This is a genomic window from Brevibacillus sp. SIMBA_040, assembly GCF_046535075.1.
Lineage (GTDB): Bacteria > Bacillota > Bacilli > Brevibacillales > Brevibacillaceae > Brevibacillus.
The window spans coordinates 104,314-120,321 of the sequence record NZ_JAWRXI010000014.1 but is presented as its reverse complement, the minus strand read 5'-3'; the positions used below and the strand labels follow the sequence as shown (position 1 = coordinate 120,321).

Sequence of the window (16,008 nt, the reverse complement as noted above, 5' to 3'; positions counted from 1 at the left end):
CTGAGGAGAAAGCCTTTTGCCTCACTTATATAGAACCGTGGGTATAATCTACCAACGTAGTGTGTTCTACTGCACCATTTTCCCGAGCCATCAAGTAGTGAAGCCGTGCGTCTGCCATGACCACTAGCTGTCCATCATCTGTGTAGCCTCCGATGGGGCCATGTGAAATAGCTAACATGATTGCGCCGTCCGGGGAAACAAAAGGCTCATGGATGGCCCCTGCGGATTCACAGGTATAGTAACCTGCATACCCCTTGTCATCTCCTTCCTCATAATAAAAACCGCCTTCGATAATGAACGCTTCTGTGTTATGCAGATGCCAGTGCACCGCAGCTTTTATACCCGGATCTACTTTTAGGAGCATCGTGAAATTACCGGAGACGAGGTCACAGAAAAAGAGTTTGAAATAAGTTCCAGGCATAAGCCAGTCTGTCCACGGAATCCAGTCCGGATTGATGAAATCGCGCCGTTCTCCCTTCGGTGTCAGTCCTGGATTTTGCATCCAATACATCGGGTTGAACTTCTTTGTTTCGTTAGGATTGGTTGACATGTGAATCGCCCTCCTGTAATCGTTTTCAAAAGCTTGATGTCATCGTATCTGGGCGATCTTACAGTAGTCTTACAAAATGAGTCTGATTTCTTCAATTTTTGCCCTTCTTCTTTTATGGGACAAAAGAAGTTATAATTTTCTGTAATATCAAATAATTCGTTCGGTGGAAGGAGCGGTCATGATGAAGATTTTCGAATCCAAGCTGAGTCCCCCCGAGATGAGAAAATGTCTTACTCGTGAGCGGCTGTTCCAATTCCTTGATCAGTATCTGCATAAAAAAGTGATTTCGATCACGAGCGAGGGGGGCTACGGGAAAACAACACTCGTTTCCAGCTATGTGCGCGCGAAAAAGCTAGCAGCGGTGTGGTATCGGCTGGAAGCGTCTGATCGCGATCCTCTTGTTTTTTTATCGTATCTGAATGCGGGACTACTGGCACATGGAGCGGGTAGTCTTAGAGGTGATGAGCAAAAAGCAGCGCAATCACATGATTTGGCACAGCTATGTGAAGAGGTGATCGAGCGACTCGAGGCAGTCAACGATCGGCTGCTGATTATTTTGGATGACTACCATAATCTGAAAGAGAATGAGGAAGTAAGGAAACTAATGATCGATTTACTTCGATCCGCTTCACCATACGTCACTTTTATCCTGAACGGTCGAATGAAGCCTGATTTGCCTCTCATTCCTCTAAAATTGCGTCAACAGCTGGCAGAATTATCGTCGCAAGATTTAGCATTTACAAAAGAGGAGACAGAAGTGTTTTTCCGGGAGCTATTTGAACTGAATGTGTCTGCAGAAGAAATACTCTTGATTCTCCAAAAAACGGAAGGCTGGGCAGCGAGTCTCGTGTTGTTGTGGGATGTGCTCAAAAACCTGAATGAACGACAGCGAAAGCATTTTATTACACACATGGATATCACCGACGATATTTACAGTTACTTAGTGACGGAGGTTTTGGGGCAGCAGTCAGAGGAACTGCAGCGTTTTCTCCTACATACAAGTCTGCTTGAAGAACTCGACCCTGTAATTATCAACCGTTGGCTGACGATCACGGACGCTCAAAAAAAGCTGGATCACTTACAGGCCCATCATCTGTTTTTATATAAGGATCACCGCGGCTTATTTCGTTACCATCAGCTGTTCAAGGCGTTTTTGTACCAGCATTTAAAAGGAGGGCTCACGCAGCTTGAGCTGAATCAGAAGCACGCTAGACTAGGAGAAATCTATGAGCAGAATCACCTGCTGCTACGCGCCTTTGTCCATTACACATGGGGCAATGAATATGCGGAGGCTGCACGGTTAATGCGAACCATGGTGAATCGTTATCGACCGGACTGGTTTTTACATGTAGTGGATGGTGCATTAGAGTCCTTATCCCCGGAGCATTCCCTAGCGACTACAAGTCTTTTCTTGTTCCGCTGTGTTCCATTGGAAGTATTAGAGCCGCTTATTCCAGCTTTAGAGGAAAGCATTGAACGCCAGCAGCATAGCAGTACGATAGCAGCTCAGCTTCAGCATCGGTTGGCGAATATTCTGTTTTATCGAGGAGATTTGGAGCGTGCACTGGCTTTCTTTCATGCTTCTGCAGCTGCGGCGGAGCAGGTCCACGATTTTGCACTCGTCGCTTTGAATTTGTCGATGGCCTCTCAAGTATACCGATTGCAAGAGTATCATGATTACGCCATTCGGTACGCTCGCCAATCTCTTTCCTATTCGGAGCAGCACGTGATACCGCCACATGTGCTGATGCACGGTCTGTGGAACTTGGCTGAGGTTTTATTAGAGCGAAAAGAGACAGAGTCTGCTGAAATTTTCATTATACAGGCAATAACGGTTTCAGAATCATGCGATGAGGCATCCAAGGCATTTCCGTACAGCTCGATGGGGAAGTTTTACAGGCAGCGTAAAGACTATGAATTGGCCGTCGAGTGGGGACAAAAAGCAGTAGATCATGCTGCGCGATTTTCCATAGATACAGATATGGGCTGGGCGAGCAAAGAGCTGGGTATCACCTATTTGCATACCAAGCAGTTCAATTTGGCAGAGCAATACTTACGAGTAGCACAGCAATCCTTTCGAGCTTATACGTACCTGCACGAGATCATTGGAAGATGGCTATATACATTGACTCGCAAGCAAAGCACGGATTCCCCAGAAGAGTTAGATGGAGCTGTAATGCCCTCGGAGCAGCTTTACGTTCAGGCATTAGGAGAGCTGCACATCAAGAGAGGTAACAGGCAAATGAAAATAGCTAGAAAAACGAGTCTGTACTTATTCCTTCTCTTACTGACCCATCGTGGCAGCAAGCTCACCAAAGATTACATCATCGAACAACTGTTTCCTGAGGATGAGTGGGGGGCGGCTCAAAACAAGTTTTACGTGTCGTTGTCTATTTTACGCAAAAGCTTGGAGCCAGAGCTTGAGTACGGTCGCAAGTCTGCTTATGTGAAGCAGCAGGGGGACAACTATTTTTTATGCATGGATAGGATTTCGGTGGATGCAGATGAATTTTTGAAAGGGGCCACGGGTAAAGAGTCAGGAACCGCCCAGCCTCATATCGATCAGCTTCTGCAAACAGAATCCTGTTATCAGGGTGATTTTGCCAGAGATTTTCCGTTCCAATCGTTTCTTGCCATGGAAAGGGAAAAGCTGCGTGCTTGCTATCTCCAACTTGTCGAGCGGATAGCCATACACTTTTGGGAAAGTCGTCAATTTGATCAAGGAATGTACTACTATGACAAAATATTGGCGGTTGACCCGTACTGCGAGCATATTTATCGCGAGTATACTGATCGGCTGCTTGAGGAAAAGCTCGTCATCAAAGCAAAGAGTGTGTATGACAAAGCCAAAAAGCATATGGAAGAAGAGCTAGGAATTCCGTTAGAGCTAACCTATTATCAAGAGCGAACACCAAAGCCAGTAAGAAAGAAATGAGGAATTGTAAGGCTCTTGTAAGAACTTCACAGTACCTTTGAAAGCGTTATCAACATGCTTGATGAAGGGGCTGAATGAGATGAGTACATTGACGGGACAAGTAGCAGTAGTAACAGGCGGAGGAAGTGGGATTGGCAAAGCGATCTCACAGCAGCTGGCTGAGCAGGGCGCACATGTATGGGTCACAGACATTCAGGAGGTATCTGCCACACGTGTAGCAGAAGAAATCGGTCAAAAGGGGAACAAGGCTTCTGCCTATCGATTGGACGTAACCGATGTTGCGGGCGTTAGAGGATTCTTTGAGCAAGTAGATCAAGAATGTGGACATGTCGATATTTTGGTCAATAACGCTGGAATCGCTGGCAATCCTTCCTTGCTCGTGAACATGAAAGACGAGGAATGGATGAGGATGTTCGATATTCACGTAAACGGCTCCTTCTACTGCCTGCGTGAAGCCGCCAAGCGAATGATCCGCAATAACTATGGTCGAGTCATTAACATGTCTTCGCTGGCAGCTGTAACCTCGCTGGCAGGTTTTGCCCATTATGGAGCAGTCAAATATGCGTTGGTTGGCTTAACCCAGGCTGCAGCAAAGGAACTGGCTGGCTATCAGATTACGGTCAATGCGATTAAACCCGGAGTCATACGTTCTGCTTTAACCGAAGGGATATTGGCCATGGCAGAAGAACAACTGTCTGAAGCAACTCCTGTGAAAAAAATCGGCAGTCCTGAGGATATTGCCAAGGCGGTATTGATGTTTGCACAGCCTGACTCGTCTTTTATTACAGGCACGTCTCTGGTCGTAGATGGTGCTTTTAGCCTGATGAATGAAATGGATCGTGTGATGCTGGATGCCTTGCAGCAGTAGGACTTTCCTTTCTCTTATGGATGTGTGAACCCGTTTTTGCTGTTTAGCCGTTTCGTGATCTAAACAGCGTGAATACCCTGATAGGGTTAAGAACGGCTCACGACATCGTGTACAGGGGGAGAGGGATGGATCAGTACTTGGTAAAGCCGTGGCTCGTCAGTGGGGGGAATGAAGCAGTCTCTGCTGACTGGGATGTGTATGTACCACCCGAGATAGATGAACTAGCCGATCGTGTTATGGGGTATTACGACATGTACGTGAGCGATCGTGTATTAATTACCTCTAAGCCTGATAAAGGCGGGGCTATTTGGCGGATCGAAACGGACAGAGGGACCCGCAGCTTGAAATTGCTGCATCGGAGCCCGGAGCGAAGTTTGTTTAGCGTCGGTTTTCAGGAATATATCGTTAACCAAGGCGCGCGAGTACCCAGGTTGATTCCTGCAAAGGATGGAAAGCTGTTCGTCGAAATGGGTGGGAAGCTGTGGATTGTCACCGATTGGATCAGCCTCCAGCCAGCAACAAAGGTTGATTTGATTGGTGCCCAAGAGCTGTGCTACGGCCTCGGTGAGTTTCACCGTCATTCAAAAGGGTATATCCCTCCAGCAAATGCCAAAAATTCATCTCGCTTGTTCCGGTGGCCCGCCTACTATCAAAAAATCGCCAAAAAAATTGGCTGGATGCGTGATATGGCGGTTGCGTATGAAGATGCGATCGCTAGTCGTTCCATCTTGGCAGTAGTGGATCAATACCAGCAGCAAGCGCTAGATGCATTGGCAAAACTAAACGAGTCTGCTTATGCAAATATGGTAGCTATGGGTGAACCACACTGGGGACTTGTTCATCAGGACTACGGCTGGTCAAATGGGCAGAATGGACCAGGGGGGCTATGGGTAATCGATCTTGACGGTGTAGCCTATGATCTACCATTCCGGGATTTACGCAAATTGATCACTAGCACAATGGATGACATGGGCGTCTGGGATGTAAGCTGGATGAGGGGAATGATTGAAGCCTATCATCAGGCCAACCCGCTGGACGCCGAGTCCTATGATCTACTGTTGAATGACATGGCGATGCCTAATGAGTTTTACAAGCACTTGAAGGAAATGTTTTTTGATCCCGTCCAGTTTTTGAATACGGAAGCAGAAGGCATTTTGCAGCGTGTAGTTGCAACCGATCAATCCAAGTCGCAGGCACTGGCGGAATTAGCGCAGGACCGGAGCCTATATGAATCCGGGAATTATGAAAGCGTGCGGGAAGCTCGCCTGACACAGCCTGCTTCTTCAGAGAGAGTGGTGGAGGCACGTGACTGGCAGTTGCAGTCACAGGGAGGTGAAACTGCGGCTTGGAAAGAAGGAGCCTTTGAGGAAGAGTCTGGCGAGTCTGAAATTGCTTTGCCAGAAGAAATGGCTTTTGTAGAAGAGTCGGTTGAGTTTGAGATCGTGTTACCGGAAGAAGTTACTTTTGCAGGAGAGGCAGTCGAGATCGAGGTAACTCTACCGGAAGCCGTGGTTTTTGAGGAAGAAGCTGTAGAGACTGAAATAACTCTGCAGGAAGAAGTGAATTTTGCAGAAGAGGCAGTCGAGTTCGACGTAGCCCTACCAGAAGTAGTTGCTTTCGAGGAACAGGCAGTTGAGTTTGAGCTAGCCCTACCGGAAATAGTGTCTTTTGAGGAACAGGTGGTCGAGACTGATAAAGCTATACCAGAAGTAGTGGCTTTTGAGGAAGAGGCGGTCGAGTTCGACGTAGCCCTACCAGAAGTAGTGGCTGTTGAGGAAGAGGCGGTCGAGTTCGACGTAGCCCTACCAGAAGTGGTGGCTTTTAAGGAAGAGGCGGTCGAGTTCGACGTAGCCCTACCAGAAGTAGTGGCTTTTGAGGAAGAGGCGGTCGAGTTCGACGTAGCCCTACCAGAAGTAGTGGCTTTTGAGGAAGAGGCGGTCGAGTTCGACATAGCCCTACCAGAAGTGGTGGCTGTTGAGGAAGAGGCGGTCGAGTTCGACATAGCCCTACCAGAAGTGGTGGCTGTTGAGGAAGAGGCACTCATCGACTCAAGCTTCGCCGAGAAAGAAGAGGTTTCTTCTCAAGAAGCGCCAGCACGTTCCTTTATAGTGCAGCCGTTAGAGAAAACCATTCAAAAATCACCGATTTTCTCAAGCATGGTTCCATCCAGTCCACCAAAAAGAACAGAGTCCACTGACGTTAGGCCAATCACCAGTATCGAAGCACAAACAGACAAACAGCAACCGCAGATCGTATCTATCAGTAAGAAATCAGGGAAATCCCGAACCTTCTCAGTACGTTTCGAAGACGATTCAATAAAACCAAAGCAAAAGAAGACAGCAAAAGAAGAAACCGTAAAACATGCGCAACCCAAACCGAAACCGGTGCAAGTCGAAGAAAATCTGGTCAAAGTCAAACCTAAGACAACATCTCAAGATGAGAAATCAGCAGTAGCAAAGGAAAAAGTAGACTCAGCCGAAGGTAAGTCGGAAAAAACACCAAAGAAATCAAAAGACAAAGCGAAAACAATCTCCATTGTAAAAGAAAAGAAGTCCACAAAAACAAGGAAAAATATAGACGCGGAATCCAAGCCGGTTGTTAAGCATGCAAAAGCGGAGGATAGGAGCCAGGAAATGACTGAGAGTGTGCTTGAATCAAACGAGAGCACACCTGAGCAGCAAACGACCACAACAAGAAGTATGCAAAGAAAAAGTAAGAGCAAAAAAACAGCTCGACCGTCTTCGGGAATCTCCAATGAGAAATCTGTGGCTTCGGGGCTGCAAAAGAAAAATGCAAGCAAAAAGCAGAAAACGGTTCGAAAGAGAATTAGGAGAAAAGTGGTACATCCAAAAAGGTCCCCCATCACAACAAACAATCCGATTCTAAAAGTCTCTCCGCAGCAAACCAGTAACGTCAAAGCAAGAAAGCAAGAACCAGCAAAGCAAGCTCGCCCGGCGAATAAGCTAGGACAAAAACAAGCTGCCGCTTCCAAAAAACCTTTAAAAGCAGCTGCGCCCAAAAAACAAGCTTATTCTAAAGTACCAGCACCCGTGCAGCGGACGAAGAAACGTCAGCCAGAGAAGCTGCGAGCTAGAAAAGGGAAGAAAATTGCGTAATTGAAAGAAAAAAATATGATGGTCATTAGCCATGACAGCTTTTAGCCTCGAACGGTCTTTTTCATGTTCAGGGCTAGAGCTGTCATTTTAATTTCTATCAACGACGGTTGTAAACGGAAGGGAACTAAGCGGTCTAAATCGAAAATGATACTTGAAACATTGTTTTTTACAAAACGTGGTGGAGGTTCATGTGAGCAGTGATCGTGCAAATTCAAATATATCTGCTAATCATGCACTCAGTAAAGTATCAATTGTACCGAGCAGCTAAGCGATAATCATGCAGAACAAAAGTAGAGATCACACCGTAAAAGAAATGGGCACAGGGGCAGATGGTTACGTCTTGAAAACGATTAACAAAAAAAGAAATTTCATCCGAGCTTTACATTGGCTCAGATACCGTGAAAGAGTATGTGACAGCCATTATGAAAAAGCTGGATAGCAAAAATAGAACGGATGCAGTTGCCAAAGCGATTCGCAATCAAATTATTTTATAACGTTTTCGCGAGTGGAAAGCTTGTAATGAGAGAGGGGGATTTACATGGGGGCATGGGGATACAAGGCATTAGAAAGTGATGAAGGCTTGGATGTGGTCGATTATGTAAAGGATTTTATACAAAATCATTCTGACGCAGGTCATATTCACCTGTCTGAAATCGTTGCTGCGATGAAAAATAGTGGCTTTTTTGGAGAGACTTATGAGGAAATTGACTTTTTCTACGACACCTGTGCAATGGCTCTTACAGAGCTCTATATCATGTATGTTGATAATGGGGAAATTACTAACTTGGAAAGTATATCTGGAAAAGTAAGCTCATTCACAGCAGACGATGGAGCCCTTAAGTTTTTATTACGCTATTTAACAGACATCAGAGATGAAGTTCCGGAAGCGGATGATACAAGAGAAATTATTGATTTATGGCGTGATTCCGAAACCTGGGCTGAATGGAAAGCCAACTTGGAATTTCTGATTGCGAGAGTTGAAAAAGAACTAAGCCATTTTTCAAAAACAACCTAGTGAACAAACTACCTAAGGAGCGTTAGACATGGCACGTGTTTTATTTATTAATGGTGGATCAGAAGGTCATATCAATCCAACTGTTGGGGTGGTACAAGAGCTCATCTCGCGTGGGGAAGAGGTCGTGTACTTTACGATAGAAGCTTATCGGGAACGTATGGAAAAGACGGGAGCTACTGTACGCACTTTTGACGGTCAAAAATTTATTAAAGCATTTATTTCAGGTGGAAGAAATTATTTACTAGAAAGAGTCAATGGTCTTTTACTTACGGCAGATATCGTCATACCTAGCGTTCTTGAACAGATCAAAGGAGAGCATTTTGATTACATCATCCACGATTCCATGTTTGGGTGTGGGCGGTTACTGGCACAGATTCTGCAGCTTCCCGCAATAAATTCTTGTACTTCTTTTGCGCAAACAAAGGCATCCTTTGATCAAGATCTGGAACCATTTTTCAATGAAATCCCTACCGAAATCGTGAAACCAATCCAAGATCAATTTCATAGCCTTACGAAAATGGTAAAGGAAAAATATGATGTGGAGATCCTTTCTCCTTATGAGGTTTTTTGTAATCCTGCACCACTTACAATTGTTTATACGACCAAGGATTTTCAACCTTTTGGTGAAGCATTCGACCAATCGTACAAATTTGTTGGTCCATCCATCTCCCCACGGTACACGCAGGAGTGCTTCGACCTTACTGCAATCAAAGGAAACAGTCCCATTTATATTTCACTTGGTACTGTCGTAAACCAGTCGATCGATTTCTATAAGCTTTGTTTTCAAGCATTAGGGAACACTGACCATACCGTTATCATGTCCATTGGGGATAAAGTTCACATTTCTGATTTAGGAGAAATCCCCACAAATTTCATCGTAAAAAGCTATGTTCCACAAATGGATGTTCTAACGTGTACGAAATTATTTATTACACATGGTGGAATGAACAGTACCAATGAAGCTCTCTTTTACGGGGTTCCGCTCGTCGTAATCCCACTAAGTGCGGATCAGCCAATCATTGCGAGGCAAGTGGCCAATATCGGAGCAGGTGTGACACTGCAAATGCAGAGCTTGACTGCAAGTCAATTACGTGAAACCGTAGAACATGTGTTAAACCACCCATCTTTTCAGATAGCTGTTGCAAATATAAGTGAATCCTTTCAACGATCAGGTGGGTATCGCCAAGCCGTTGATGAGATTTTCGAATTAAAACGGCAATATCATATCTAATTTTAGAGAAAAAATACTACAGCGAAATATATGGATTAAAAATGACCAGCAGCTGAGAAGTTAATAGGAAAAGAGAGAACGAAGAAAAGCCCGAAATCAATTCGGGCTTATTCCGTTTAGAGTAACGATCAGGAAGCTTGGGCTTTGCGAGAAGCACCTTGAAGGTACAGGAGTGAGCAGGCAATGGCCATAAGGATGACGATAGACATGCCCCAAAAAATATTGCTGTACGCTTGAGCTATGGGAAGCTCCTTTTGCCAAACCAGAGCAGTAGCGGTCATTGCCACTCCGAATCCGCCACTGAAAAATTGGAGGAGCTGGAATAATCCAAGTCCAGAACCAATTTGGGAAGGAAGCAAAATTCTGGACATTTCATTGGAGATGCTGCTTGAAAGAAACGTAAATGCGATACTCATCAGCATATAAATGGACATAACGGCGAAATATGAAATGTGTTCAAACAAAGCGAATAAGACTACGGACATCAGGAAAAGCACCGGAATATAGCGGATAATAGGTGAATTGCCTCGCAAATCAATGACTTGACCCACATATCGGGAAAGAATCATAGCCAGTAATGAGCCAGGGAACAGAACGAGCCCTACATTAATAGCACTCAGATGGTATTGATTCACCATAATTTGCGGGATCAGAAAAAGGGTAGAAAAGCTGCATAAATACGCTGCAATACCAACGGCTGCGAGTGCGAGATACGATCGATTAAGAAATAAGGACGGGAGTACGAAAGGATCCTTCGCCGATCGAATATTTATGATGAACAGTGCGAGTGCGACTAAACCGATCACCAGCGCGATCCATGAACGATTCGTTAAAAACAGGAGTGTACCCGTTGTGCCTACTCCAATAAAGATGGCGCCCAGCACATCGAAAGAGCCTTTTCTGGCATTTTCTTTCGGAATTAGCGATAAATAGAGTGGCACGAGAAGCAATGTCACGGCGGTCACAACAAACAAGGTATGCCAGCCTGAAAATTCAACAATAGCTCCACCGATAACAGGTCCTAAACCAAGGCCCAACGAAACTGCGGACATAATCACTGCCATCGCTTTTCCACGTCGTTCCGTTGGAATGTAGCGGGCGAGTAAGACCATAGATAAGGCAGGGATTGAGCCTGCTCCAGAAGCTTGGATGATGCGGACGATCAGGAGCATGATGAAGCTGTTGGTGAACAAGCCAGCAATGGATGCAAGACTTAAGGATAAAATACCAATTAAGTATAAACGACGTATAGGAACGAAGTCCGACAGTCTGCTGTACGTAATCGATGATATGGCAAAAACAATCGAATAGCCGGTTACAATCCACGAGGTCGAAGAAGGTGACAGGTGGTAAGCCGCGGCTACATCTGGCAATGCCAAGTTAAACATCATGGTATTCATGATGACAAGTACGATGGTGATTCCAAGCAGCAGAATAGCAGGACCTTCTCTCAGCGGCACTCTTTCTGGCGTGTGGGTTGGAATTTGCGGAGTGGCCATTTTTATATACCTCGCTTCTTTTCTTATTTCGATTGTTATCGAACAACAGAAATATAACATGTGTTTCGCTCATTTGCAATCATTATGAATCAACTTCAGTTGTGACAACTGTAAAAGAAGGGGAGCTGTGTTTCCGTTCGATAATTCGATTGTTATGGAAAAATAGGATTAATGCTAGTCCTGTGATAATATATAAAGGGAAGGTATATCAAGTCAGGGAGGCGCTACCATGAAAATACTCCATCACCCGGACAAATCAGAAATTCATTTGTCTTCCGTGCTCTATGCATTAAGTGATCCTGTACGGCTATATATTGTGTCTGAAATAAAAAAAGCGGGTGAGCGTACTTGTGGAGATATGTCCGTTCCCGTGGCCAAATCCACGTTGTCTCACCATGCACGAACTCTCAGAGAAGCGGGAATCGTAAATGTTCGCGTCCAGGGAACGCAGCGTTTATTGTCGTTGCGAACCGAAGATCTTGAATTTCGTTTTCCAGGCTTGTTGAACGCCATTCTGGATGCATTCGAATCTTCTTTCGAAAAGGACCAGTTCTTGAATTCATGAGACCGAGTGATTTTACCTGTAAACCCTCCTCCTAGAAAAGAGCCAACTACCGTTATCGTTACAACAATGCTGCAAAACAGCTCTGGTTGGCTCTTTCTTAGCAGGAGGGACTTCAATGGTTAGGAGAAGGAACGTTGCGTTAATGGAGACATTAAAGATATTCCTTCATCGGGAGGATAATAGCATACTAGTAGGCATTCAGGCGAGCGAGGAGGAAATTGCTAAGGCACAGCAGCAGCTAAATGTAAACTTTCATGAGGACTACCTGCAATTTATCCGGACTTTCGGTGGAGCATATGCAGGTCTTGCGGTGCATGCATTCTCAAATGCTCTAGTCTCGGAAATGAAACGGTTGTCGATTTAACACTGGGGTTCCGAGAGCAATTCAAGGAACTTCCTTTTGCCGAGGTGTTACGATCCAGTTATGTCATTTCAATGGATGGTTCAGGCGACCGATTTTCATCAATCCGGCAGGAAAGGTTTTCATCTGTTATCACGATTCCGGGGAGATCAAGTTGTTAGCGGATTCATTCGAGGTACTAATCGAGGAAAATTTTTTTGAATGGTGAGTAGTCGAGCGATATGAACATCTTCTTACAATTGCAGAACATGAAAGTCCTACAGCCTAGTCCACGCGGTTGAATCCTTTAATGATTAGCCATATAGCCAGAACCAATTGTTGAATGGCTATTGGAAAGTTCAACATCATGTACGTTGAATCCAGACCGATGAATCGAATCATGAATAATAAGCTTGCCAATATGGACAATGTAGACCCAATCAGACCTAAAACTGACAACCACCGTGGAACTAATTTTGTTTGGTAAAATATGCAGGTATACAAGAGCATAGCCAAAACAAATGCCAGCGTCGTTCCCACATGGTTTACCAAATCCCGTCCTTCCCGTAACAATCCACCAAGGGTCTGAAAATAAGATACATTCAGTGTTCCAGCTTTTGCAAATTCGTGGCTTACTGTCAATAGTAGCAAAAGAATAATTACACCAATAATAATGAACACACCGGCAATGATTCCGAAAGCAGCAGAGCCAAGAGCTAAGCCTTTATGATGCTTACTTAAAATCGGATACAAAAAAATTGGAATACCAACGTATGCAGCAACCATTAACAGCTGGAAAAACGCTCCTAATAGTACCAGATTTTCATTTGTAGAAGCTTCGACAAGGTAGTCTGCTCCATCAATAACAGGAACAACACTAAGTATACCTGTAACCAATCCGGCTATTAATAGCACCCCAGTAATTAATGCAGACCTTCTGCCTGAATTTGTACTTTTTCCGAGCATAATTAGCCTCCTTATCATACCTACATTTGGCGGATGTTTACGGGACGTGCTAGGACATGATGATCTCCTAATTAAAGTATATTTCACAACAGGCAAAATAAACTATACATCATGTAATTGAAACAGTTGGGCTCCAACAACATATAGAATGATGGCATCAGGACATGAGCAACAGGAGCGTTCCAATCACATACTTGATACTCGGCTTGACCGATGGTTAGAAAGTAGTTATTATGGACACATATAGTCTTTTATTGTATTATTTTTATTGAAATCAAGGACATTAAATGTCTTTTATATCAATTTACTTGAATAGATGCGTGTGGGAGGGAATCACTAATTACAGTCTTGACAGTATTTTAATCACAGGAGGCCTGGTGAGGATGGAAAATATTTGGAACGAACGTTTTAATTCGGAAGAATATTATTACGGGGAAGAACCGAACGTATTTATTCAACAACAAGCTTTTCGATTGGAACCATATCAAAAAGTTATTGCGTTTGCAGAGGGAGAAGGCAGAAATGCTGTTTTTTTAGCAAAAAGAAATCTTGAAGTGACAGCCATTGACTATGCGGAAAGCGGTTTGCAAAAGGCGAAAAAACTAGCACAGAAGCATGGCGTTGACATACACACCAAAAAAATTGATCTTATGGTAGAGGATGTGGCGAGTGAAGAATACGATGCCGCCATTATGGTATTTGGACATTTTCATAAAAACGCACAGACCATGGTTCTTAATAAAATGAAAAAGGCGATAAAGCCTAAAGGAATTCTCATGCTTGAGGTATTCTCCAAGGAACAATTGAAGTATGGGACTGGAGGACCGCCAGAACTTGAAATGCTATATGAACCAAAAGATATACTAGCGTGGTGCGAAGGTCATGAGGTGATTCATTTTTTCTATGGCGAGCAAGAACGTGTGGCAGGAAAGGTGCACAATGGATTAGCCCATGTCATTCAGCTTGTACTCCGAAAATAATAGAAATTCTTCGTTCCTCTCAACAAAAAAAGGACACGACAGGATTGAGCCTTGACCTGCAAGAAGGACACTTTGAGAAAAGTGCCAGCTTGTGGGTTTTTGTGTATACACCTATGTTTAATGCTGCTGCAGTATTACGCATCTTGACAGACAGAAGTACCGAGGCTAGGATAAAGCATCATGTTCTATGAACCGGAGAAGGGGAGAGGCGTCTTGCAGGAAATCAGCGTTACGGATCTTAACACTTCGTTGGAAAAGGAGCAATCATTTGCTTTGTTTGTATATACACCGATGTGCGGTACATGCAAGCTGGCAGAAAGAATGCTTGGGGTGACTCGTGAAGCATTGCCTGCTATCTCGATTTATAAGCTCAATATCAATCTTGCGCAGGGACTGGCAGAACGTTTTATGATCACGAGTGTACCAGCACTATTGATGTTTCAAAACGGTAAGCTTCTGGAGCGGCATTTTGCCATTCAATCGGTCGGCTTTTTGTACGAGGTGCTGAAGCCTTTGGCATAGACATACACCTAATTCCTTCACTCTGAATAACATAGAAGAGAGACATTGTGTGAAGGAGGAGGCCGCATGCAAATCCATGTGGTGGAAAGCGGACAATCCTTGTCCAGCATCGCCGAAACGTACGGTACAACCCCAGCGGCGATACAAGAAGCGAATGATTTGCCAAACCCGGATGATCTTGTCATCGGACAGGCGATGGTAATTCCGATCGTAGGCAGTTACCATTGGGTCAGGCAAGGAGATACGTTGTATACGATTGGGCAGCGATATCAAATTAGCGCTGCCGAGTTAGCCAAGGTCAACGGCATCTCGCAATATCGGCCATTGCAAGTCGGTCAAAGACTCTACATTCCGCCCCGCTCAAGAAGAGCGGCAGACTTTAATGCGTATGCAGAGCCTAGGCGCACAGTATCGCCCGAGCTGGAAGCTGATGTTCGTCAGGCGGCACCCCATCTTACGTACTTAGCTCCCTTCAGCTTTCGAATCAAGCGTGATGGAACACTCCAACGTCCTGCGCTAAACGATTTTCAGGCAATCGCGAAAAATAATCAGGTCGTTTTGATGCTGGTCGTGACGAATTTGGAAAAAGATCAGTTCAGCTCAGAACTGGGCGGTCTTATCCTAAATAATGAAGCGCTGCAAAACAAGCTGTTGGACACGATTATCCAGACGGCACGAGAGTTAGGAATGGGAGATATCCATTTTGATATGGAGGCGCTGCCCGCACAGGATCGAGACGCATATATTCGCTTTTTGCGAAAAGCTCGGGACCGGGCACATGCAGCACGTATGATGATGTCAGTCGCTGTAGCTCCCAAAACTAGCGCGGAGCAACAGGGCAAATGGTATGCAGCTCATGACTACAAAGCGATTGGAGAGATTGCCGATTTTGTTGTCATCATGACGTATGAATGGGGATACAGTGGTGGTCCGCCGATGGCTGTCTCACCGATCGGGCCGGTTCGCAGAGTATTGCAGTATGCTCTGACAGAAATGCCTGCAGAAAAAATCTTGATGGGTCAAAATCTGTACGGATACGATTGGACGCTGCCTTATCAGCCGGGAACGACAGCAAAAGCACTGAGTCCACAAGCGGCAATCGCTTTGGCTGCCAAGCAAAATGTGCCGATCCACTATGATTACCGTGCGCAGGCGCCGTTTTTTGAATATACGGACGATCAGGACAAAAAGCATCAAGTCTGGTTTGAAGATGCCCGTTCCATTCAGGCGAAGTTCAATTTGGTTAAACAGCTAGGACTTCGAGGAGTCAGCTACTGGAAATTGGGTTTGCCATTTCCGCAAAACTGGCTTCTCATCGAATCCAACTTTCGGGTACGGAAAAGAGCATAGGTGCAAGGCGTACAATCCACGGGCTTGTACGCCTTTTTTTCGCCAGGAGAATCATGGTATGATGGCGTAAA

At 44.9% G+C, this 16,008-nt stretch carries 12 protein-coding genes and 2 pseudogenes; 11 read left to right on the top strand and 3 right to left on the bottom strand.

From position 1 onward, the window contains the following. Positions 1 to 25 precede the first annotated feature (25 nt). On the bottom strand, positions 26 to 550 hold the full coding sequence (locus SB752_RS22440; protein WP_410717760.1) for a 2,4'-dihydroxyacetophenone dioxygenase family protein: 525 nt from the start codon (positions 548 to 550) through the stop codon (positions 26 to 28). A 178-nt stretch (positions 551 to 728) separates the two neighbouring features. On the opposite strand from SB752_RS22440, the gene SB752_RS22435 reads away from it, so the two are divergent. The 6 genes and pseudogenes from SB752_RS22435 to SB752_RS22410 all read left to right on the top strand — a co-directional run bounded on the left by SB752_RS22435 (position 729) and on the right by SB752_RS22410 (position 9,715). Then, positions 729 to 3,485 carry an AfsR/SARP family transcriptional regulator gene (locus tag SB752_RS22435; RefSeq protein ID WP_410717759.1) on the top strand — a complete coding sequence of 919 codons (2,757 nt, stop codon included), beginning with the start codon at positions 729 to 731 and terminating at the stop codon, positions 3,483 to 3,485. 79 nt (positions 3,486 to 3,564) lie between these two features. Next, entirely contained in the window at positions 3,565 to 4,353 is a 789-nt protein-coding gene (locus tag SB752_RS22430) for an SDR family NAD(P)-dependent oxidoreductase (RefSeq protein WP_410717758.1), read from the top strand. A 125-nt stretch (positions 4,354 to 4,478) separates the two neighbouring features. Further along, a pseudogene (locus tag SB752_RS22425) lies at positions 4,479 to 5,612 on the top strand (CotS family spore coat protein); the annotation flags it as partial. 2,222 nt (positions 5,613 to 7,834) lie between these two features. Next, positions 7,835 to 7,963: a LuxR C-terminal-related transcriptional regulator gene (locus SB752_RS22420; protein ID WP_410717783.1), complete on the top strand. Its 129-nt coding sequence runs from the start codon at positions 7,835 to 7,837 to the stop codon at positions 7,961 to 7,963. 44 nt (positions 7,964 to 8,007) lie between these two features. Further along, positions 8,008 to 8,484, top strand: coding sequence for a DUF4259 domain-containing protein (locus SB752_RS22415; RefSeq protein WP_410717757.1), 477 nt, complete (start codon positions 8,008 to 8,010; stop codon positions 8,482 to 8,484). Between the two features lie 28 nt (positions 8,485 to 8,512). Continuing rightward, positions 8,513 to 9,715, top strand: coding sequence for a macrolide family glycosyltransferase (locus SB752_RS22410; protein WP_410717756.1), 1,203 nt, complete (start codon positions 8,513 to 8,515; stop codon positions 9,713 to 9,715). A gap of 128 nt (positions 9,716 to 9,843) precedes the next feature. Here SB752_RS22410 and SB752_RS22405 read toward each other — a convergent pair whose 3' ends face one another. Continuing rightward, the gene (locus SB752_RS22405; protein WP_410717755.1) at positions 9,844 to 11,214 is read right to left on the bottom strand and encodes an MFS transporter; all 1,371 of its coding nucleotides are present in this window, start codon (positions 11,212 to 11,214) and stop codon (positions 9,844 to 9,846) included. A 229-nt stretch (positions 11,215 to 11,443) separates the two neighbouring features. Between SB752_RS22405 and SB752_RS22400 the strand changes: the two genes are divergently transcribed. Next, positions 11,444 to 11,779: an ArsR/SmtB family transcription factor gene (locus tag SB752_RS22400; RefSeq protein ID WP_410717754.1), complete on the top strand. Its 336-nt coding sequence runs from the start codon at positions 11,444 to 11,446 to the stop codon at positions 11,777 to 11,779. 115 nt (positions 11,780 to 11,894) lie between these two features. Then, a pseudogene (locus tag SB752_RS22395) lies at positions 11,895 to 12,348 on the top strand (SMI1/KNR4 family protein). Between the two features lie 56 nt (positions 12,349 to 12,404). Here the strand turns inward: SB752_RS22395 and SB752_RS22390 are convergent. Continuing rightward, the gene (locus SB752_RS22390; protein WP_410717753.1) at positions 12,405 to 13,085 is read right to left on the bottom strand and encodes a DUF4386 domain-containing protein; all 681 of its coding nucleotides are present in this window, start codon (positions 13,083 to 13,085) and stop codon (positions 12,405 to 12,407) included. A 383-nt stretch (positions 13,086 to 13,468) separates the two neighbouring features. On the opposite strand from SB752_RS22390, the gene SB752_RS22385 reads away from it, so the two are divergent. From SB752_RS22385 to SB752_RS22375, 3 genes are all read left to right on the top strand, one after another. After that, complete coding sequence (locus tag SB752_RS22385) at positions 13,469 to 14,065, top strand: class I SAM-dependent methyltransferase (RefSeq protein WP_410717752.1); 597 nt, start codon at positions 13,469 to 13,471, stop codon at positions 14,063 to 14,065. A 180-nt stretch (positions 14,066 to 14,245) separates the two neighbouring features. Then, complete coding sequence (locus tag SB752_RS22380) at positions 14,246 to 14,587, top strand: thioredoxin family protein (protein ID WP_410717751.1); 342 nt, start codon at positions 14,246 to 14,248, stop codon at positions 14,585 to 14,587. A 66-nt stretch (positions 14,588 to 14,653) separates the two neighbouring features. After that, positions 14,654 to 15,937, top strand: coding sequence for a glycoside hydrolase family 18 protein (locus tag SB752_RS22375; protein WP_410717750.1), 1,284 nt, complete (start codon positions 14,654 to 14,656; stop codon positions 15,935 to 15,937). Positions 15,938 to 16,008: the final 71 nt, after the last annotated feature.

Excerpts from the sequence above, each read along its gene's own strand:
- SB752_RS22440 (WP_410717760.1), bottom strand. The coding sequence starts at position 550 with ATGTCAACCAATCCTAACGAAACAAAGAAGTTCAACCCGATGTATTGG.
- SB752_RS22435 (WP_410717759.1), top strand. The coding sequence starts at position 729 with ATGATGAAGATTTTCGAATCCAAGCTGAGTCCCCCCGAGATGAGAAAA.
- SB752_RS22430 (WP_410717758.1), top strand. The coding sequence starts at position 3,565 with ATGAGTACATTGACGGGACAAGTAGCAGTAGTAACAGGCGGAGGAAGT.
- SB752_RS22415 (WP_410717757.1), top strand. The coding sequence starts at position 8,008 with ATGGGGGCATGGGGATACAAGGCATTAGAAAGTGATGAAGGCTTGGAT.
- SB752_RS22410 (WP_410717756.1), top strand. The coding sequence starts at position 8,513 with ATGGCACGTGTTTTATTTATTAATGGTGGATCAGAAGGTCATATCAAT.
- SB752_RS22405 (WP_410717755.1), bottom strand. The coding sequence starts at position 11,214 with ATGGCCACTCCGCAAATTCCAACCCACACGCCAGAAAGAGTGCCGCTG.
- SB752_RS22400 (WP_410717754.1), top strand. The coding sequence starts at position 11,444 with ATGAAAATACTCCATCACCCGGACAAATCAGAAATTCATTTGTCTTCC.
- SB752_RS22390 (WP_410717753.1), bottom strand. The coding sequence starts at position 13,085 with ATGCTCGGAAAAAGTACAAATTCAGGCAGAAGGTCTGCATTAATTACT.
- SB752_RS22385 (WP_410717752.1), top strand. The coding sequence starts at position 13,469 with ATGGAAAATATTTGGAACGAACGTTTTAATTCGGAAGAATATTATTAC.
- SB752_RS22380 (WP_410717751.1), top strand. The coding sequence starts at position 14,246 with ATGTTCTATGAACCGGAGAAGGGGAGAGGCGTCTTGCAGGAAATCAGC.
- SB752_RS22375 (WP_410717750.1), top strand. The coding sequence starts at position 14,654 with ATGCAAATCCATGTGGTGGAAAGCGGACAATCCTTGTCCAGCATCGCC.